At 35.6% G+C, this 19,366-nt stretch carries 20 protein-coding genes and 1 tRNA gene; 16 read left to right on the forward strand and 5 right to left on the reverse strand.

Features of this window, described 5'->3' with window-relative positions:
- Nucleotides 1-22: 22 nt before the first annotated feature.
- The 4 genes from V4D31_RS06820 to V4D31_RS06835 are packed head-to-tail and all read left to right on the forward strand — an operon-like array spanning nt 23 to nt 3,623.
- Nucleotides 23-1,225 (forward strand): 2,3-bisphosphoglycerate-independent phosphoglycerate mutase, encoded by a 1,203-nt coding sequence (locus V4D31_RS06820; protein WP_353685701.1) that lies wholly within the window; start codon nt 23-25, stop codon nt 1,223-1,225.
- Complete coding sequence (locus V4D31_RS06825) at nt 1,222-2,571, forward strand: TatD family hydrolase (protein WP_353685702.1); 1,350 nt, start codon at nt 1,222-1,224, stop codon at nt 2,569-2,571. Before V4D31_RS06820 ends, V4D31_RS06825 begins: the two co-directional genes overlap by 4 nt.
- Before the next feature lie 3 nt (nt 2,572-2,574).
- Nucleotides 2,575-2,895: a hypothetical protein gene (locus V4D31_RS06830; RefSeq protein ID WP_353685703.1), complete on the forward strand. Its 321-nt coding sequence runs from the start codon at nt 2,575-2,577 to the stop codon at nt 2,893-2,895.
- The gene (locus tag V4D31_RS06835) at nt 2,883-3,623 is read left to right on the forward strand and encodes a prepilin peptidase (RefSeq protein ID WP_353685704.1); all 741 of its coding nucleotides are present in this window, start codon (nt 2,883-2,885) and stop codon (nt 3,621-3,623) included. The genes V4D31_RS06830 and V4D31_RS06835 overlap by 13 nt, the downstream gene beginning before the upstream one ends.
- A gap of 3 nt (nt 3,624-3,626) precedes the next feature.
- Here V4D31_RS06835 and glgP read toward each other — a convergent pair whose 3' ends face one another.
- Together glgP and V4D31_RS06845 are read right to left on the reverse strand one after the other, a co-directional pair.
- Entirely contained in the window at nt 3,627-5,321 is a 1,695-nt protein-coding gene (glgP, locus tag V4D31_RS06840) for an alpha-glucan family phosphorylase (protein WP_353685705.1), read from the reverse strand.
- Nucleotides 5,312-6,118 (reverse strand): 1,4-dihydroxy-6-naphthoate synthase, encoded by an 807-nt coding sequence (locus V4D31_RS06845; protein ID WP_353685706.1) that lies wholly within the window; start codon nt 6,116-6,118, stop codon nt 5,312-5,314. The genes glgP and V4D31_RS06845 overlap by 10 nt, the downstream gene beginning before the upstream one ends.
- A 79-nt stretch (nt 6,119-6,197) precedes the next feature.
- On the opposite strand from V4D31_RS06845, the gene rpsT reads away from it, so the two are divergent.
- From rpsT to acsB, 5 genes are all read left to right on the forward strand, one after another.
- The gene (rpsT, locus tag V4D31_RS06850) at nt 6,198-6,506 is read left to right on the forward strand and encodes a 30S ribosomal protein S20 (protein ID WP_353685707.1); all 309 of its coding nucleotides are present in this window, start codon (nt 6,198-6,200) and stop codon (nt 6,504-6,506) included.
- A gap of 257 nt (nt 6,507-6,763) precedes the next feature.
- On the forward strand, nt 6,764-7,549 hold the full coding sequence (locus tag V4D31_RS06855; RefSeq protein ID WP_353685708.1) for a dihydropteroate synthase: 786 nt from the start codon (nt 6,764-6,766) through the stop codon (nt 7,547-7,549).
- Nucleotides 7,550-7,558: 9 nt separating this feature from the next.
- On the forward strand, nt 7,559-8,518 hold the full coding sequence (locus tag V4D31_RS06860) for an acetyl-CoA decarbonylase/synthase complex subunit delta (RefSeq protein ID WP_353685709.1): 960 nt from the start codon (nt 7,559-7,561) through the stop codon (nt 8,516-8,518).
- Nucleotides 8,490-9,830 (forward strand): acetyl-CoA decarbonylase/synthase complex subunit gamma, encoded by a 1,341-nt coding sequence (gene acsC / locus V4D31_RS06865; RefSeq protein ID WP_353685710.1) that lies wholly within the window; start codon nt 8,490-8,492, stop codon nt 9,828-9,830. Before V4D31_RS06860 ends, acsC begins: the two co-directional genes overlap by 29 nt.
- Nucleotides 9,827-11,974 (forward strand): acetyl-CoA decarbonylase/synthase complex subunit alpha/beta, encoded by a 2,148-nt coding sequence (acsB, locus tag V4D31_RS06870; RefSeq protein WP_353685711.1) that lies wholly within the window; start codon nt 9,827-9,829, stop codon nt 11,972-11,974. Before acsC ends, acsB begins: the two co-directional genes overlap by 4 nt.
- A gap of 4 nt (nt 11,975-11,978) precedes the next feature.
- Here the strand turns inward: acsB and V4D31_RS06875 are convergent.
- Both V4D31_RS06875 and V4D31_RS06880 read right to left on the reverse strand, forming a co-directional pair.
- Nucleotides 11,979-12,052: transfer RNA gene (locus tag V4D31_RS06875), tRNA-Met, on the reverse strand.
- 64 nt (nt 12,053-12,116) lie between these two features.
- The gene (locus tag V4D31_RS06880) at nt 12,117-12,401 is read right to left on the reverse strand and encodes a hypothetical protein (protein WP_353685712.1); all 285 of its coding nucleotides are present in this window, start codon (nt 12,399-12,401) and stop codon (nt 12,117-12,119) included.
- 471 nt (nt 12,402-12,872) lie between these two features.
- Between V4D31_RS06880 and V4D31_RS06885 the strand changes: the two genes are divergently transcribed.
- From V4D31_RS06885 to proB, 7 genes are all read left to right on the forward strand, one after another.
- Nucleotides 12,873-13,040, forward strand: a complete 168-nt coding sequence (locus tag V4D31_RS06885; RefSeq protein ID WP_353685713.1) for a hypothetical protein — start codon at nt 12,873-12,875, stop codon at nt 13,038-13,040.
- 296 nt (nt 13,041-13,336) lie between these two features.
- Entirely contained in the window at nt 13,337-14,254 is a 918-nt protein-coding gene (locus V4D31_RS06890) for a hypothetical protein (RefSeq protein WP_353685714.1), read from the forward strand.
- A gap of 149 nt (nt 14,255-14,403) precedes the next feature.
- Entirely contained in the window at nt 14,404-15,282 is an 879-nt protein-coding gene (gene hisG, locus V4D31_RS06895) for an ATP phosphoribosyltransferase (RefSeq protein ID WP_353685715.1), read from the forward strand.
- A 13-nt stretch (nt 15,283-15,295) separates the two neighbouring features.
- On the forward strand, nt 15,296-15,610 hold the full coding sequence (rplU, locus tag V4D31_RS06900; protein ID WP_353685716.1) for a 50S ribosomal protein L21: 315 nt from the start codon (nt 15,296-15,298) through the stop codon (nt 15,608-15,610).
- A gap of 1 nt (nt 15,611) precedes the next feature.
- Nucleotides 15,612-15,881 (forward strand): 50S ribosomal protein L27, encoded by a 270-nt coding sequence (rpmA, locus tag V4D31_RS06905; protein WP_353685717.1) that lies wholly within the window; start codon nt 15,612-15,614, stop codon nt 15,879-15,881.
- 34 nt (nt 15,882-15,915) lie between these two features.
- Entirely contained in the window at nt 15,916-16,914 is a 999-nt protein-coding gene (gene obgE / locus V4D31_RS06910; RefSeq protein ID WP_353685718.1) for a GTPase ObgE, read from the forward strand.
- Entirely contained in the window at nt 16,911-18,008 is a 1,098-nt protein-coding gene (gene proB / locus V4D31_RS06915; protein ID WP_353685719.1) for a glutamate 5-kinase, read from the forward strand. Before obgE ends, proB begins: the two co-directional genes overlap by 4 nt.
- Here the strand turns inward: proB and V4D31_RS06920 are convergent.
- A complete protein-coding gene (locus V4D31_RS06920) occupies nt 17,995-19,071 on the reverse strand; it encodes a DUF763 domain-containing protein (RefSeq protein WP_353685720.1) in 1,077 nt (358 codons plus the stop codon). The genes proB and V4D31_RS06920 overlap by 14 nt on opposite strands.
- Between the last annotated feature and the right edge of the window lie 295 nt (nt 19,072-19,366).

Here is a 19,366-nt window from a genome sequence, read left to right on the forward strand (position 1 = left end):
ATCCTGATTTAAGAGGTGCTTTATGGATATATCATCTTTAGTCCAAAAAAACAACACGAAAATAGTTTTTGTAATACTTGACGGAGTTGGAGGTCTTCCTATAAATGGGAAAACAGAGCTTGAGGCTGCAAACAAGCCAAATCTTGATGCTCTTGCAAGGGTTTCAGCTTGCGGGCTTCACATTCCTGTATATTATGGAATAACACCTGGAAGCGGACCCGGACATTTTGGAGTTTTTGGATATGATCCACTTCAGTATGAAATTGGTAGAGGTGTTCTTGAAGCGCTGGGACTTGGAATAGAACTAAAAAAAACTGATGTTGCATTAAGATGTAATTACGCTACTATTAAAAATGGCATAATTGTTGACAGAAGAGCAGGAAGAATTCCTACTGAGAAAAATATAGAGCTCACTGAGAGATTATCAAATCAGATAAAAGAAATTGATGGAGTGGAAATTATTTTAAAGCCAGGGAAGGAACATAGATTTTGTCTTGTAATGCGTTTTCCAAAAGTTATTAATGAAAACAATGCAATGGTTACTGATACTGATCCTCAGAAAGAGAGAAAGCCACCAGCAGAGCCTTTAGCATTAAATGAAGAATCAAAAGAAGTTTCAGAGATAGCTAAAAAATTCATTAAAAAAGCAGAAGAAATTTTAAAAAATGAAGAAAGAGCAAACTATGTGCTTTTAAGAGGTTTTTCTGCCCTGCCCCACATTCCTTCTTTTGAAGAAAAATACGCACTTAAAGCATGCTCCATAGCAGTATATCCAATGTATCGGGGAATTACAAGACTTCTTGGTATGGAAACTTTGCCTGTTGAGGGTGACATCAAGGAAGAAGTAGAAATGCTCAAAAAAGTCTATAAGGATTATGATTTTATTTTTGTGCACATTAAAAAAACTGATTCATTCGGAGAAGATGGAAACTTTGAAGGTAAAATAAAGAAAATTGAAGAATTTGACAGCTTTCTTCCTGAAATCATTTCATTAAATCCTGATACAGTGGTTATTACAGGAGATCATAGTACTCCAAGTTTGCTTAAAGCCCACAGCTGGCATCCTGTTCCTTTACTGATAAAGTCTCCCTATGTTCTTGGCGGCACGGTTAATGCCTTTACAGAAAGAGAATGCCTGAAGGGTGAGCTTGGAATAATTCCAGCCACAGCAATTATGCCAATGGTTTTAGCAAATACATTGAGATTGAGGAAGTTTGGAGCATGATTGACAGCCACTGCCATCTTGAAATGTTTAAGGAAGAAATTCCTGATGTAATTCAGCGTGCCTATGATGCTGGTGTGAATACAATTATTACAATTGGCTCAGATATTGAAAGCCTTGATGAAGCTGTAAAAATTGCAGAGCAATATCCTATGGTTTATGCAACAGTGGGGATTCATCCTCATGATGCAAAGGATTTTAATGAGGAAGTCTTAAAAAAAATTTTTGAATTAAGCAGACGCCCAAAGGTTGTGGGTATTGGAGAAATAGGTCTTGACTACCACTATGAGCATTCTCCAAGAGATGTTCAAAGGTATGCTTTTATTCAGCAACTTGAGCTTGCCCGTCAAATAGGCCTTCCAGTAGTAATTCACTCAAGAGAAGCCTTTGATGATACTGTAGCTATTTTAAAAGAGCAAAATGTCCACAAGGCAGTTATGCATTGTTTTAGTGGCAGTCTTTCTCAGGCAAAAAAAGCCATTGAAATGGGATTTTTTATATCAATTTCTGGAGTTGTTACTTTTAAAAATGCAAAAAAGATTAAAGAAGTTGCTCAGTTTATTCCAGATGATTACTTAATGATTGAAACAGACGCACCATATCTTGCTCCTGAACCAAAGAGAGGCAGAAGAAATGAACCAGCTTTTTTAATTTATACAGCAAAAGCATTGGCAGAATTAAGAGCAGTAACAGTTGAAGATATTGACAGAATAACTACTGTAAATGTGAACAAACTTTTTCGCATTGGAGAGCTTCCTAAAGGAGAGATTGCTTATAAAATCAGAAATACTCTTTATTTAAATGTGACAAACAGATGTACAAATATATGCCGATTCTGCGTAAGATTTCACACTGACTATGTAAAAGGACACAATTTAAGGCTTGAAAGAGAACCATCAGCTCGGGAACTTATTGAAGCAATAGGAGATCCAAAGCAATATAAAGAAATTGTTTTTTGTGGTTATGGTGAGCCTTTTTTAAGACTTGATCTAATTAAGGAAGTTGCAAAATGGATAAAAGACAATGGAGGTAAAGTAAGAGTAAATACAAATGGACAGGGAAATCTTATTCATGGAAGAAAGATTTTACCTGAACTTGCAGGATTGATTGATTCAATTTCAATAAGTCTAAATGCACAGGATAAAGAAACTTATAACAGGATTTGTAATCCTTCAAATCCTGATGCCTATGAAGCAGTTATAGAATTTATAAAAGATGCAAAAAAATATGTTCCAAATGTTCAGGTAACAGTTGTTGATCTTAAGGAAGTGGATATTAGAAAATGTGAAGAGATTGCAAATTCTATGGGTGTTAAGCTTAAAATAAGACATCTTGATCAGGTGGGCTGAAAATTGCTTGAAATAATTAAAAGAGATTTTTTACAGGGGCTTAAAACATTTAAGTTCTGGGCAGAGGTGCTTTCTCAGAGAGTAAAAATTGAGCTAAATGTTTTGAAACTCATTAGTGAAATAAATAAATTAAGCTTGAAAAGAGATTTATTCCTTAAATCTATTGGCAAAGAAATATATGAATCATGGAATGAGAATTTAAATATTAAAGAAAGTGAAAACATATCAAGTCTAATAAGACAAATAAGAGAAATTGAAGCTCAGATAGAGGATAGAAAGAAAAAATTAAGTGAACTTGAGGACCTCAGCAGGTGGAAATTCTGATATTGATTTTTGGGCTTGTGGTTGGCTCTTTTGTTAATGTATGTATTTATAGAATTCCAAGAAAAATATCATTGCTAAAACCTTCTTCTTACTGTCCTTCCTGTGGGAATTCAATCAAGCCGTGGCATAATATTCCTGTTTTTAGCTTTTTGTTTCTTAGAGGTAGATGCGCCTATTGTGGAGCAAAAATATCTTTAAGATATCCTTTTGTGGAATTATTAAATGGTATTTTTTATTTGTTAGCATATTTGAAATTTGGTTTAAATCCTTCTCTACCTTTTGTTTTGATTTTTATCTCAGCTCTGATAGTTATCTCATTTATTGACTTTGATTTTCAAATTATTCCAGATCAGATTTCAATTCCTTTGATTTTTCTTGGACTTATTTTATCTTTTCTGCCCCATAATTCATTAAACCTCACTCAACACATTAAAGATTCCTTAATTGGCATAGGTGTTGGAGGAGGGAGTCTTTTAGTTGTTTCTTTAATAAGCAGAGGAGGGATGGGAGGAGGAGACATAAAGCTTAATAGTGCAGTGGGAGCCTTTCTTGGATGGAAGGCAGCATTGCTTACAATTTTTATAGGAAGTTTTATAGGTTCAATAGTTGGCATAATAATGTTAAAAAAAACAGGAAACCGAAAAATTCCCTTTGGACCATTTCTTTCACTTGGTGCATTGACATGTCTGTTTTTAGGTGAAAAGATATTAAAGTGGTATTTTGGATAGAGCTTATCTTATATAAGCTTCAGTTACATAAAATCTGACCATTCTATGCGTGTTAAAATAATAGGCGTTTAAAGCTATTGCATTTTTCATTATCTTTATCCATATATGACGGTTTTCATAAAATAAAGGTAAAATTTCATTTGCGAGTTTGTAATATAAATCTTCAGCGTCTCTTTTTGGGTCAGAACTTTCTTCAAGAGTTCCAATAGCCCATCCAGTATAACCTTCAATCCAGCCTTCAATCCACCATCCATCAAGCACACTTAAGTTGGGAACGCCATTGTGGGATGCTTTCATTCCAGAAGTGCCTGATGCTTCATAGGGTTTCTGAGGAGTATTAAGCCATATATCAACTCCTGCAACAAGTTTCATTGCCATTGCCATATCATAATTTGGGAGATAGACTATTTTGAGCTTGTCTTTCAATCTCTCTTTTACTTCAAAAATTTTTTGTATAAGCTTTTTTCCACCTTCATCTTTTGGGTGTGCTTTTCCAGCATATATAATCTGAATTCTTCCTTCTCCAATAATTGCAAGGCGCTCGGGATCTGAAATTAACAAGTCAGCTCTTTTGTAAGGTGTTGCCCTTCTTGCAAATCCTATTGTAAAGGTATCGTAGTTTAAATTTGCACCTGTGAGTCTATTTACATAGTCAATTAAATGTTTTTTTGCCTGCATATGGGCATCCCATAATTCTTCTTCAGGAATTCTCCATGCTCGCACAAATATTTCAGGTTCATTTGCCCATCCAGGAAGATATTTATTGTAAAGTTTTTTAAACGGCTCTGACACCCATGTATATGAATGAACACCATTTGTTATTGCATGTATCTCATAACCAGGAAACATTTTTTCTGAGACTTCTTCATGTTTTTTTGAAACACCATTTATAAACTCGCTAAGATTAAATCCAAGCAAAGTCATATTAAGCATTCCATCTCCTGCAAGTTTTTTTAATAACCATAATGGAACTACTTCTCCCATTATTTTTTGAACCACTTCATATGGGAATCTGTCATGTCCTGCAGCAACAGGAGTATGGGTTGTAAAGACACACAGGTCTTTTACTTTTTCAGTATCCCATACAAGCTCATCAGACCATACTTCTTCAATGGGTCTTTTAAATCTCTGAAGAAGTTCCAATGTTAAAAAGCTTGAATGTCCCTCATTCATATGATATTTTTTAATTTCAAAACCAAGCTCATCAAGAATCTTTATTCCTCCTATGCCAAGAATTATTTCTTGCTTAAGACGATACTGCAGATCTCCTCCATAAAGATAGTGTGTGAGAGTTCTTGATTGAGGGTCGTTTTCTGAGATATCTGTATCCAGAAAAAGCACTGGCACTTTTCCACCAGTTCCACTTTCTATAACATAAAGCCATGCAGTTATATAAACTGGTCTGTTTTCTATTGTCACTGTAACAATTACATCAAGTTTAGTTAAATATTTTTCAATATCCCATGGATCAGGATGTTCAATCTGCCTTCCAAAGGGATCGAGTTCCTGTTTGAAATATCCCATTCTGTGAATAAGAGTAATGCCTACCATAGGAATTCTTAAATCAGCAGCTGATTTTAAAGTATCTCCGGCTAAAATGCCAAGTCCGCCGCTATAAGTATGCATCTCTGGCCTTATTCCGATTTCCATTGAAAAATAAGCAATTCTTGGTTCTCTGGTAAATTCATCTATGACCATATTCCATCCTCGGGTATTTTTTTGATTAATTCATTTATTGCCATTATACCTTTTTGTCCCATATCAAAACTAAATTCATTTACATATGTTTGAATATGCATTTTTATTACCTCTTCATTAAGTTCCTGAGAATATTTTTTAGTAAATTTTACAGCTTCATCAAAATGACAGTAAGCGTAATGTAAGCTTTCTTTAATAATTCTGTTAACAGTTTCTTTTATACTCAATGATTTCTTGCAGACAATACAACCCAGAGGGATTGGCAAAGAACACTCCTTTATCCAGAACTCTCCGAGATCAGCAACTAAATGTAGTCCTTTCAAAGAGTATATAAATCTTCCTTCATGAATTAAAACTCCTAAGTCTGCTTTTTGTTCAGTTACTTTATCAATGATTTCATAAAAAGGCATGAATTCCACCATATATTTCTTGTCAGTAAAATTTTTTTGCCAGTAAAACCACATAAGCAAAGAGGCAGTTGTAAACCTTCCTGGAAGAGCGAGTTTAATAGTGGAAAGATTTTTAAGTTTTTCAGGATTTTTTGTAATCACTACAGGACCCTGCTCTGATAAAGCTCCACCTGATGGAATAACTTCATAATCTTCTTTAAGATAATAAAAGGCATGGGATGAAATCTTTGAAATATCAAGAGCTTTTTCAAGGCAGAGAGAATTTAAAGTTTCCACATCTTCAATAACAAAATCAAAATTAAGTCCCTGGGTGTTTACTTTTTTTTCAATTATTCCAAAAAATATGAAAGTATCATTTGGACAGGGCGATATCCCAAATTTTAACATGAAATAATTTTAACAGATATTGAAACAATTATGAAAACTATGCTAATTTAAAAAATTAATACTCATATAGGAGGGGAATTTGGCAACCAAAAGATCAACGATTAAGAAAAGAAGCAAGTCAGTATTAAAAAGAATAAGACAGAATGAAAAAAGAAGATTAAGAAATCAGGCATGGAGGACAAGAATTAAAACCTCCATTAAAAAGGTTGAAGAAGCAATTGCGCAGAAAAATCAAGAAACAATTCAGACTTTACTGAAGGAAGCAATAAAAATTATCAACAAAGCTGCTTCAAAAGGCGTAATTCATAAAAATACAGCATCAAGAAAAATATCAAGATTGATGAAAAAAATTAATAGTGCTTTAGTTTCTTTAGAATCTGCAAACTAATTAAATTTCCCCAAAAAGTTTCCGACTTTTTGGGGAATCACTTTTTTGTCTACAGCCTCTGTTTAATTTAGATATTCCTCAGGGATATTCCTTACTACCACCTGTAAGAAATCTCTCTGGAATAACACAGAAAGCATCACTTTATCTTTTTTGATTTTGTCATCCCATAACTTTTTTTATTTCAACAGAAAAATCGAAAACTCCAAAAATTTCTGTTTAATTGTGTTAAAATTTTTTATTAAACTTTTGTTGGAGGAATGATGCTGATTATCGGAGAAAGATTAACTATTATATCAAAAAGAGTTCGTGAAGCAATTTTAAAGAGAGACAAACTACCCATTCAGCAGATTGCCATTGAGCAGTGGAAGGCTGGAGCTCACATGATAGAGGCAAACATTGGTCCTGCTGAGGACGATGGAGAGGCTCTTATGGAGTGGATGGTTACAACTATTCAGGAAGCAGTGCCGCTTCCTGTATCTCTTGATACAACAAATCCAGAGGCAATGGAGGCAGGATTAAGAATTCACAACAATAAATGGGGAAAGCCTTTAATAAATTCAGCATCCCTTGATCCTGAGAGATTCATAATGTTTGAACTTGCAGCAAAATACAATGCTCCCATAATTGCCCTTACTGTTGGCAAGGGTGGACTTCCAAGAGATGCTGAAGAAAGGGTTGAAATAGCTGTTCAGCTTATGGAAAAGGCAGCGGAATACGAGATTCCTTTAGAAGATATATATCTTGACCCACTGGTTCTACAGATATCAACATCTCAAAATCAGGCAAAGGAAGTACTCCGTGCTATAAAGCTTTTTCAGGAGCTCAATGACCCTCCTATGAAGACAATTGTAGGACTTAGTAATCTTTCAAATGGATGTCCCAGAGAGGTAAGACCTATTCTAAACAGATATTTTTTAGCCCTTCTTATGTATGAAGGTCTTTCCGCTGCAATTGTAAATCCATCTGAAGTTATTGATGCGATAAAAACAGTGGATGTCATAATGGGCAAAACCCTTTATGCCCATTCTTATCTTGAAATTTAGAGGTGTTAAATGAGCTTTTCAATCCCAAAGGAAACATATTCAGGAAAACTTCCTGAAATTACTTTTGGCAGAGAAAAAAAAGCTTTTTTTGGTGGAGAATCTGCACTGCCCTTTCATTTTTTTGAAGGGGAGTTTCCTCATAAGCCTTTGATCGCATTTGAAATTCAGGATGATGTGCCTGAGGACTATCCAGATGAACTTGCCAGGGTTTACTTTTCAGTATGGGAAGACCCTGTAAGATGGGCAAAATTCTGTGAATCTCTTGGTGCAGAAGCAATTGCTTTAAGGCTTATGAGTACTCATCCAGACAGCAGAGATTCCAAACCTGACAAGGCTGCCCAGACAGTAAAAAAGCTTATATCTGAGATAGACTTGCCAATGATTATTCTTGGAAGCAATCATATAGAAAAAGACGCTGAGGTTTTACCTGTTGTTGCTGAGGCTTCACGGGGATATAACTGCATAGTGGGAAAGGCACAGGAAGGAAATTATAAAACCATTGCTGCATCTGCAATGGCAGGAGGTCATAGTCTTATTGCCATGTCTGAGCTTGATGTAAATCTTGCAAAGCAGTTAAATATTTTAATTACGCAAATAGGATTTCCAAGAGAAAAGATAATTATAGATCCAATGTGTTCTGCTTTGGGATACGGATTTGAGTATACCTATTCAGTGATGGAAAGAATAAGAATTGCAGGACTTCTTCAGGGAGACAGTATGCTTTGTGTTCCAATGGTTGCTGATGTTGGCTTTTATGTATGGAAAACAAAAGAAACTCAAGCGACTGAGGAAGAGATTCCTGAATGGGGAAGCCTTCATGAAAGAGCTATTATGTGGGAAGCTGTAACAGCCTGTTCATTTCTGCTTTCAGGAGCAGAGCTTTTGATAATGAGACATCCTGAGGCAATAAAAATTACAAAAAAATTTATTGAGGACTTATATGGCACTTACTGGAATAGAAATATTTAAGCTTCTTCCAAAGATAAACTGTAAAAAATGCGGATTTCCCACATGCCTTGCCTTTGCAATGAAGGTTGCCCAGGGTCAGGCAGACATTGAACAATGTCCTGAGGCATCCGAGCAGGTGAAGGCAAAGCTCAAAGAAGCTGCAACTCCTCCAATAAGGGGATTTGTTTTTGGACCTCAAAATAAATCCATAAAAATCGGCGAAGAACAGTGTCTTTTCAGGCATGAAAAAAAGTTTTTCAATCCTACAGTGCTTGCATTAAAAATAAAAGACACTGATAGCAACATAGATGAAAAAGTGAATACAGTTTTGAATTCTCAAATAGAAAGAGTTGGCGAAATACTTAAAATTGATGCAATTTTTCTTGAAAATGAATCAAATGACCCTTCAAGATTTAAAGAAGCAGCTGAAAAAATTGTAAAAGCTCAGATACCTTTAATTCTTGGAACCTTTACCCCTAACTCTGCAGATCTGGTTTTAAATGATTTATCAGAGATAAGAGCAGTTATTTATGGAGCCAATGAATTAAACATTGATGAAATGGTAAGTATAGCAAAAAAATACAATGTTCCATTAACAGTTACAGCAAAGGGGATAGAAAAAGTTATTCCATTGGTTGAAAAAATTCAGAGCCTTGGATTTGAAGAAATACTCATTGATACAAAACCCGAGACAGCCATAGAACTTCTTACTGACAACACATTAATAAGACGAGCGTCATTGAAAAAGAGAGTTAAATCTCTGGGATATCCTGTCCTGACACTTATCAGAGAACAAGACCCATTTTATGAAACTGTTCTTGCCTGTCTGGCTATTCTTAAATATTCATCAATAGTTGTTCTGAATGAAATCACAGGATGGAAAAATCTCGTGCTTTTCACATTAAGACAGAATATATATTCAGACCCTCAAGTCCCGATGCAAGTAAAGCAGGACATATACAAGGTTGGAGAGCCTGATGCAAGTAGTCCATTAATAGTTACCACCAACTTTGCATTAACTTATTTTCTTGTAAAGGGCGAGATAGAAAACAGCAAAGTCCCTGCATGGCTTGCCATAATGGATTGTGATGGTTTGAGCGTTCTTACCGCATGGGCAGCAGGCAAGTTTTCCGCAAGCAAAATTGCACAGTTTATAAAGGAAAGCGGAATTGAAGAAAAATTAAATCATAGGGAACTCATAATTCCTGGATATGTTGCTATGCTCAAAGGTGCTATAGAGGATAAACTTCCTGGATGGAGGGTTATTGTAGGAACTAAGGAGGCAAGTGGAATTCCAGCGTTTTTAAGAAATTATATAAGGAGTAAAGGATGATAGATGAATTCATTGAAATAGCAAAAAAGGCACTGCAAGATTTATTGAAAGAAACTGAAGAGAATCTAAAAAACACCATTTCAGAAAAGATAGAAAACTTTTCCTTTGAACTTCCCGATACAACCTATGGACTTCCCCTTATCTATGCTCTTGAGGGAATTAAAATCAATAATCTCATTGAACTCAAAAGATTTTTTGAAAGAATAAAGGAAAGCTTCACTCAATCCACTGACGCGATAACGCTATCATTGAACTATCTTTATCTTTCTGAGATTGCTCTGTCACTGAATTACATAAATACTGAAAGTATTGATAAATCCTCAGAATTTAAGTTTTATGGATTTCTTGGAGATACAATTCAGAGAACGCTTGGAGTTCAGCTTGTTGATGGTAGAATCCCTGCAGTGGCAGTTTTGCTTGGCAGACTTGACAGTGACAAACTTCTTTCAATAATTAAAGAACTTCAGGAAAAGAGAATTCTTACTTTTCTAATTGGTGCTGTTGCAGAGGAATTTTTAAAGTCAGGGCAAAGACATGGCTTTGAAGCTTATATAGTCCCTGTTGGCACAAAAACAGAACACACAGTTTTTGTTATTGACTGGGCAGTAAGAGCATCTTTGATTTTTGGAGGACAGACAGCAGGAGATAAAGATGCAATAATAGAATATGTGAGAAAAAGAATTAATGCCTTTGCAATCTCTTTTGGAAGTCTTAATGAAAAAGCAGTTGCTATGGCACTGGGTGCAGCGGTGCTTGCAATTCCTGTGATAACTGATCAGAGCCTTCCTGATGTTTCAATTCCTGAAATAGCTGAATATCCTCTTTTAACAGCGGAGAAAGACTACTCAAAGATTGTCAGAAAAGCAATTGAAACAAGGGGATTGAAGATAGTTGTTGAAAAACCTTCAATTCCTGTTTCCTATGGTCCTGCCTTTGAAGGTGAAAGAGTTAGAAAAGAAGATACTTTCATAGAGTTTGGAGGACAGAAAACACCTGCCTTTGAATGGGTTAGAATGATGGATGTTGCAGAGGTTGAAGATGAAAAAGTTGAGATAATCGGCACAGACTGGCGTAACCGCTATGAACAGGGCGGAAGAATGCCCCTTGGAATTATTGTTAAAGTAGCAGGAAAAAAGATGCAGAAAGATTTTGAGCCTGTTATTGAACGCCAGATTCATACATTCATAAATGAGGCTGAAGGGCTCTGGCATATTGGTCAGAGGGATATAAACTGGATAAGAATAAGTAAAAAAGCAAAACAAGCAGGTATCAGCCTTGAACATCTTGGATTGATAATAATGAGCATGACAAAGGCAAGATTCAAAAGTATCGTTGACAGAGTTGAAGTTTTGCTTTATGTTGATGAAAAAGATATTCTAACTCTGAGAGAGGAGGCAAGACAAGAATACAGACGAAGAGATTTAAGACTTGCCAGGCTTACGGATGAGGAAGTTGATAAATTTTATTCATGTCTTCTATGTCAGAGCTTTGCACCAAAACATGTGTGTGTGATTACACCTGAGCGTCCCGGCTTATGTGGAGCATTCACATGGCTTGATGCAAAAGCAGCCTATGAGATTGAACCAACAGGTGGGAATCAGCCTGTTGAAAAAGGTGAATTAATTGATCCTATCTATGGAAGATACAGCGGAGTTGATGAGTATGTGAAGAAACACTCTGGGGGACAAATACAGACAATAAATCTTTACTCCATCATGGAAAATCCCATGACTTCGTGCGGATGCTTTGAATGCATTGTTGCAGTTACACCTGAAGCAAACGGAGTTTTAATTGTAAATCGTGGATACAGTGGTATGACTCCTATTGGAATGAAGTTTTCCACAATTGCAGGAATGATTGGTGGAGGAGTGCAAACCCCTGGATTTATGGGAGTTGGTGTTAATTACATTACCTCAAGAAAGTTTCTAAAAGGCGATGGAGGCATAAGAAGAATTGTATGGATGCCAAAGGAATTGAAAGAAAGAATAAAAGAAAGTTTTCAGAAAGTAGCAGAACAAGAAGGTGTGCCTGAGCTTTTTCAAAAGATTGCTGATGAAACAGTTTGTGAAGATATTGAATGTCTGATTGATTATCTCACTAAGGTCGGACATCCTGCCCTTGAGATGGAACCAATAATAAAATAAAAAATGGCGGCGAAGGGATTCGAACCCCTGACACGACGGATATGAGCCGTCTGCTCTGACCAGCTGAGCTACGCCGCCGAACAGTATTAATATATCAAAATCATCATTTTTTTGGCAAATATCTGAAAGACATTGAAATTGCCTACAGAAATAGAAAACCCTTGCTTGTCCTACCATCGAAAACTACTTTTTTCATCCCCAACCTGCAAAGCATGTGAGTAATCTCTCCAGATTTCAATAAGAAAACCATACTTCTGCTTGCAATAAGTTTCTCGAAATGACGAACCTCTGAGGCAAGACCCCTGACACATAGAAGGATATCCACAGTAGTTATAACCTTTTCCTTCTCTGAAATAACAACTTCATAGCCTTTGTTAAGCACAATATTTTCTTGACTGTAGCCACACTCAATTAAATAATAAATCATTAACCTTTGAATATATCCAATACTTTGTGCAAAAAGTTCTTCCTGTTGTTTAATAATATTGCTAATAAGTTTTTTTCTTTCTTCTGGAGACTCTGGCGTTTTATGAAGAGGTATTCCACTGCTTCCTCATTTTATATTTTTAAACAATATGCATCAAAAAATCGAATTGCCTCATTAAAAATCTATTTGAAATTCTATTCGTTGCCTCATATAAATGGAATATCTTAGTAATCGCTCATATGCTTTCTTTCTTCTAAGAAAAAAGCTTCTGAAATTACCCCTCTTTAAAAAATTTCCCTCTAAAATCCTTTGGCTTAAAGCTTTACTTCCTCAAATGGTTGCTAAACTTAAAGCCTTTGGATAGCTATCAACTGCTTTTTCCTTTTCGCACCCACAAGGGATGGAAGAACAACGTGGTGTCAAGAAAAAGGTATAGTTTTTACAAGATCAAGACCTTACTGGAAAATTGTCATGTGGAACAGAAGAATTGGAGTATTGGATGTAGCACTGGAAATAAAAGAGGAATTAAAGGAGATTTATGAAAAATTAAATCCTGCAGAGTTAAGAGAAAGGATTTTACAGCTTCAAGACAAACTTTTTAAATTAGCAACTTCTGTAAGAGGGATAAAATATGAATAGATTTTTATATGAGGCAATGAAATCAATTTCGAATAGATTTTTATGTGAGGCAATAAGCCTTCTTAATTTGATGGTCGGTGGTTTGCAGAATTGAACCCTTGAACTATTTTATTATGTCATTCATTGCTTTCTTTTCAAGTTGGAAAACACTTAGAAATTGCAGCTCTCATCCTCAAAGCTTCGGAAGCCCAGTAACATATAATTAAAAACTGTGAATTTCCCAGGCGAAAATATCAGAATTAAATCTGAATTTCCCTCTCACTCAAACCTTTCACTTTTCTTTTAAGGTTTTAACAATGTTAAAATATTTATCAAGACAATATTATAATGGTTTAATTTGTATGTCAGGGGAAATAATAAAAAAATCTATGGATTTATTTTACGTGGGAAAAGTTAAAAGCTATTTTAAAGGGCTTAATAAAAACCATGTAGGAGGTGTTGTACATATGGTTAAAAAATTTTTTCTCAGCTTTTTATCTATTATTTATCTTTTTATTTTCTTGTTTTGTTTATCCGTTAAATATTCAAGTGCTGAAGAAGTTACCCTAACTGAAGAACAAAAAAAACAGCTACAAGAACAAATTCAAAAGATGAAAGAAAATTTCGAGAAGATTAAAAATTTATCAGATACACAACAACAAGTAGAAACTTTAAAAGAACAAAAGCAGGCAACTCCAATGTCGCAGTCACAATTATCACAACCGTCTATCAATGAGCCTGAATGGGATGGTATTTATACTGTTGATAAAACTGGACAATATAGAGATTTAATTTCAATCACCAAAGCCAAAGCAAGTAGGCAAAAGGGGACATTGACAGGTAGGCAATATATAAGTGTTATTCTAGATCCTAAAGAAGTAAATTTCACTTCATGGAGTGAATTTAAAGGTTTTTTTATCAAAGGACAAAAATTAATAAGTCAGATCATAATGTATAAACTTAGACGGTCTTCTATGTTGGGACTTGATAAAGTTTTTACATTTCTTCAAGGAGCTGCAGGAGGCGAAACATATTCAGTTGAGGATTTAGATAATAATCTTTTTCCCACTCAACTGCGGTGTAAAACAAAATCTGATTCAGCATACTGTGAGTTCAAAGACCCGGATAGAATAAAACGCTATATTCAATCAGACTCTTCAAGTTGTATAATGATTCTTACTGGGGAATCTCTAGAAAAAGGTGCACAAATTTACGCAATATGTTTTAAAGATTAATAAGTTGAATATTTGAAATGCTTTGGATAGAAATTTATCTGATCTGTTTTTTTCGACTTAGAGACCATTTGAGAGAGTTAACATTGACGAAAACTTCATAAAAATTTTAAACTAAAATTTCTAAGTTTATTTCGGAGGTCTAAATCAGAATGGAAGAAAAAGTATTAAAACTCGGGCTGCCAAAGGGAAGCCTACAAGAAACTACATTGAAGCTATTTAAAAAAGCAGGATACAACATACATGTTTCCCATAGATCCTATTATCCTGTAATTGATGACGAGGAAATCTCAGCCATGCTTCTCAGGGCTCAGGAAGTGCCAGTTTATGTTGAAAAAGGGTATCTTGATTGCGGACTTACTGGATATGACTGGATTCTTGAACAGAATGTAGATGTAATAGAAGTCGCAGAACTCAGATATGCAAAAGAAGGATTTAGACCAGTTAGGTGGGTTATAGCAGTGCCAGAAGACTCTTCAATAAAAACTATTGAAGATTTGCAGAATAAAAGAATTGCCACTGAACTTGTAGGATATACAAAAAGATACTTAAAATCTAAAGGAATTAAAGCTGAAGTTTATTTTTCATGGGGTGCCACAGAGGTTAAACCTCCTTATCTTGCTGATGCAATAGTTGATTTAACTGAAACAGGCGCTTCTTTAAAGGCAAATAAACTACGCGTTATTGAAACAATTCTTGAGTCAACTACTCGTTTTATTGCAAATAAAAGTGCATGGAAAGATCCGTGGAAGAAGAAAAAAATGCAAGACATAGCAATGCTTCTTCAGGGTGCTCTGCTGGCTGAAGAAAAGGTAGGACTCAAGATGAATGTTCCAAAGGATTCTCTTAAAAAAGTGCTCAGCCTGCTTAATTCTCTACATTCTCCTACAATTTCCCAGCTTTATGATGAAAACTGGTATGCAGTAGAGGTTATAATAAATGAAAAAAGAGTGAGAGAGCTTTTACCCAAGCTTAAAGAGGCAGGTGCTTCAGGATTTGTTGAATATCCATTGAATAAAGTAATTCCATGAGGAGGTGTTTTTCATGTACGCTATTATAGAAACAGGTGGGAAACAGTTTAAGGTTAAAGTGGGAGATGTATTAAAAATTGAAAAGATTGATCTTGAACCAGGAAATGAAATAATGTTTGACAGGGTGTTGCTTTTTCAGGGTAATGAAGGGCTTAAAATAGGCTCTCCCTATATTGAAGGATTAAAAGTAAAAGCTGAAGTGATTGAAACTGCAAAAGATAAAAAAGTTGTTGTATACAGACCTCCGTCAAAAAAGGCTATTCATAAACTTAAAGGTCACAAACAATGGTATACTAAAGTAAAGATAAAAGAAATCATGGGAGGATAAAATGGCACATAAAAAAGGTGTTGGAAGCTCAAGAAATGGAAGAGACAGCCAAGCTAAAAGACTTGGTGTAAAAAGATTTGGTGGACAGTTTGTAAAAGCTGGCAATATCCTTGTCCGTCAAAGAGGAACGAAGTTTCATCCCGGAGCTAATGTAGGTGTAGGCTCTGATTATACCCTTTTTGCATTGATTGATGGTATTGTTAAATTCGAAAGAAAAGACAAGCAAAGACTGAAAGTAAGCGTTTATCCAGTTACAGAACCTGCCCAGTAAACTAAGGGTGGCTAATGCCACCCTCTTCAATTCTATGCAATTCGTTGACTATGTAAAAATTTATGTGAAAGCCGGTGATGGTGGAAGAGGTTGTATTAGCTTCCGAAGAGAAAAGTATGTTCCCAAAGGAGGACCAGATGGTGGAGATGGTGGTAAAGGAGGAGATGTAATAATTCAGGCTTCTGGTGAACTCCATACACTTCTTGATCATAAGTATAAAAAAACATACAAGGCACAAAGGGGACAACATGGTAAAGGAAGTAATATGAAAGGCAGAGACGGAGAAGATCTGATTATAAAAGTGCCTGTTGGAACAGTTGTTAAAGATGCTCTAACAGAGCAGATAATTGCTGACCTGAATGAAGAAGGCAAATATACAGTAGTGGCAAAAGGCGGCAAAGGAGGATTTGGCAATGCCCATTTTGCAACTCCCACAAATCAAGCTCCGAGATATGCTCAGTTAGGTGAAAAGGGGGAGGAAAGATGGATAATTCTTGAGCTCAAACTTCTGGCAGATGTGGGACTCATTGGACTTCCAAATGCTGGAAAATCAACCTTAATTTCAGTAATAAGCTCTGCTCGTCCAAAAATTGCTGATTATCCTTTTACTACCCTTGCTCCTGTGCTTGGAGTTGTAAAGTATGGGGATTATCAAAGCTTTGTTGTTGCTGATATCCCAGGCCTGATAGAAGGTGCTCACAAAGGTGCAGGACTGGGGCATCAATTCTTAAGACATGTTGAAAGAACTTCTTTACTTCTTCATCTTGTTGATGTATCAGATTTTTTAGATTCTGATCCAGTACAAGATTTTGAAAAAATTCAGAAAGAACTTGAACTATATAACCCTGCCCTAACAGAAAAGCCCTTTGCAGTGGTTGGGACAAAAATTGATATTTCATATAAAAGACAAAGACTGAACAGGCTTAAAGAATACTGCGAAAAAAGAGGTATTGATTTTTTCACGATAAGTGCAGTAAAAAAAGAAGGTATTGATGAACTTCTTAAATATCTTTCAGAAAGGTTGAAAAAGTGAGAATTGTTGTAAAAGTAGGAAGTAATCTTTTAACAGACAAAGCAGGAAGGATAAATCAGAAAAGAATTTCTTCGCTTACTCGAGAGATTTCGGAACTTCATAACAAGGCAATAGAAATTGTAATGGTTTCCTCAGGTGCAATTGCTTCAGGCTTGAAAAAACTCGGACTTAAAAGCAAACCCAAAGAAATAAGAAAAAAACAGGCAACTGCAGCAGTCGGACAACCACTTTTGATGTGGATGTATGAAAAGTATTTCCTAAAATTTAAAAAACACATAGCTCAGATTCTTCTTACAAGAGATGACCTGAGCGATAGAGTTCGTTATGTAAATGCAAAGAATACGATTCTCACACTTCTTGAGATGGGTATAATTCCAATAATTAACGAAAATGACACAGTAGCAACTGATGAGATAAAATTTGGCGATAACGATCAGCTTGCAGCTCTTGTTTCAGGGCTTGTTGAAGCAAATCATTTAATAATTCTTTCAGATGTTGCAGGTCTTTACACTTCAGATCCTAAAAAAGACCCTAATGCCAGATTAATAAAGCATGTAAAAGAGTTTTCAAAAGAACTTACTGAAATAGCAAAACCAACAAGCACGGGATATGGAACTGGAGGAATGTATTCAAAGGTTATTGCTGCAAAAAAGGCAACTTCCTTTGGAATCCCTGTTCATATTGTAGGTGGCAGAAAATATGGAAATATTAAAGCAGTGATTGAAGGAAAGCAGGTGGGAACATTCTTTGAGCCTGTGAAGGAAAAGGTTACCTCAAGAAAAGGATGGATTGCCTATGCAACAAGGTCTAAAGGAAATCTTTACATTGATGAAGGCGCTGTAAAAGCTTTGCTTAAAAATGGCAAAAGTCTTCTCCCATCAGGAATCAAAAAAGTGGAAGGAGATTTTGATGTAGGAGATGCAGTTTACTGCATTGATGAAAAAGGTGAAAAAATTGCCAAAGGACTGGTTAATTATTCATCATGTGAGATAAAGCTTATAAAAGGGAAAAAATCCTCGGAAATTGACAAAATTCTCGGCTATAAATACTCTGATGAAGTAATTCACAGGGACAATCTTGTTATACTTGTGTAATTTTTGCCAGCCTTCTTAATGCGGAAAGCTTTTCTGTTCTTTCGACTTTTGCTTCTTCAATTGCTTTTTTTAAAATCTCAATCGTTCTGTCATAAAGGGTTCTGTCCACAGGATAAGGAGTTCTGTCCTTTCCTCCATGAGCAAAACTGAAACGGGCTGGATCTTTAAAGCTCAAAGGAGTTCCATACAAAAGCTCACAGGTAAGTGCGAGAGCTCTTAAAGTTTTTGCTCCTACTCCCTTTGTCTCAAGAAGAGATTCAAAATCCTTAGGTTGCTTTTCATAGGTTTTAAGCAAAATTTTATATAAATTTTCTGCTTTTACATCATGAATTGTTACAGAATGTCTTTGAGGAAGTTTGAGTTCATTGATTTTTTTAATTTCTTTTATTATTTTTTCAGGATTTTCCTGCGAAAGTATCACTGAAGCCTGTCTAAGCTCTGAAGACTCTTTTGCTGTAAAATTCAATGTTTTTGTTTTTACATTGCAGCAAACTGCCTGATGAGGCTCTTCAACAAAACTCTTAAGAGTAAAACTCAACCAGTGATATCTTCTTGCTGTCTGGAGGGTTTCATTCATTCCCTGTTGAATAACACACCAATGCCCTTGTTGGGTAAAAATGATTACATGATGATATAAACTAAATCCATCCTGAACTGCCACATTGTCAACTTTTGCTGAAACTCTACTTGCATAGATGAGAGGCTCTGGTGCAAAACCTGACGAGTTAGCATAGTTTATTATTTCCTGTGGAGTCTGTAAAGCTTTCTTTGCCTTGCCTCCTGCAATGAACAATCCAAATTCATGCTCAACTCCTCTTAATGCTTCTTTCAGTGCTCCAGTAACAGTAGTGGTAACGCCACTACTGTGCCAGTCAAAGCCAAGAACGCAGCCAAGACATTGAAACCAGTAAGGATCAGAAAGCCTTCGTAGGAGTTCTTCCCTGCCAAGCTCTATTATCATTAACTCAACTATTGCTCTTGAAAGAGCAACCATTCTTTTAAATAGCCACTGAGGAGCTCTACCACTATGAAGAGGCATATTTGCTATTCCTGTTTTTTGCATAATTTATTATAAAATATAAAACAACTAAAAACTTAAAATTAGAGGCTAAAGTGCGAAAAAGAGTTCTGAAAAAAGCTAAATGTAAATATTGCAAGAGTCAGATTTTGATATTCTTTTATTGAAGTAGAATCGTGCTCTGCTGTAGTGAGTGCGGAGCAGAATTTAAAGTGTCTGAATATCTTGATGAAATTGATGAAGAAACATGGGATATTATCTCAAGACGCTCCTGTGATAGATCATAATTGGCAGTGATTTGCGAATTTTGATAAAATTAAGATTGAAATGGCACTTTGAA

This window comes from Thermodesulfovibrio sp. 3462-1, assembly GCF_040451425.1.
Classification (GTDB): domain Bacteria; phylum Nitrospirota; class Thermodesulfovibrionia; order Thermodesulfovibrionales; family Thermodesulfovibrionaceae; genus Thermodesulfovibrio; species Thermodesulfovibrio obliviosus.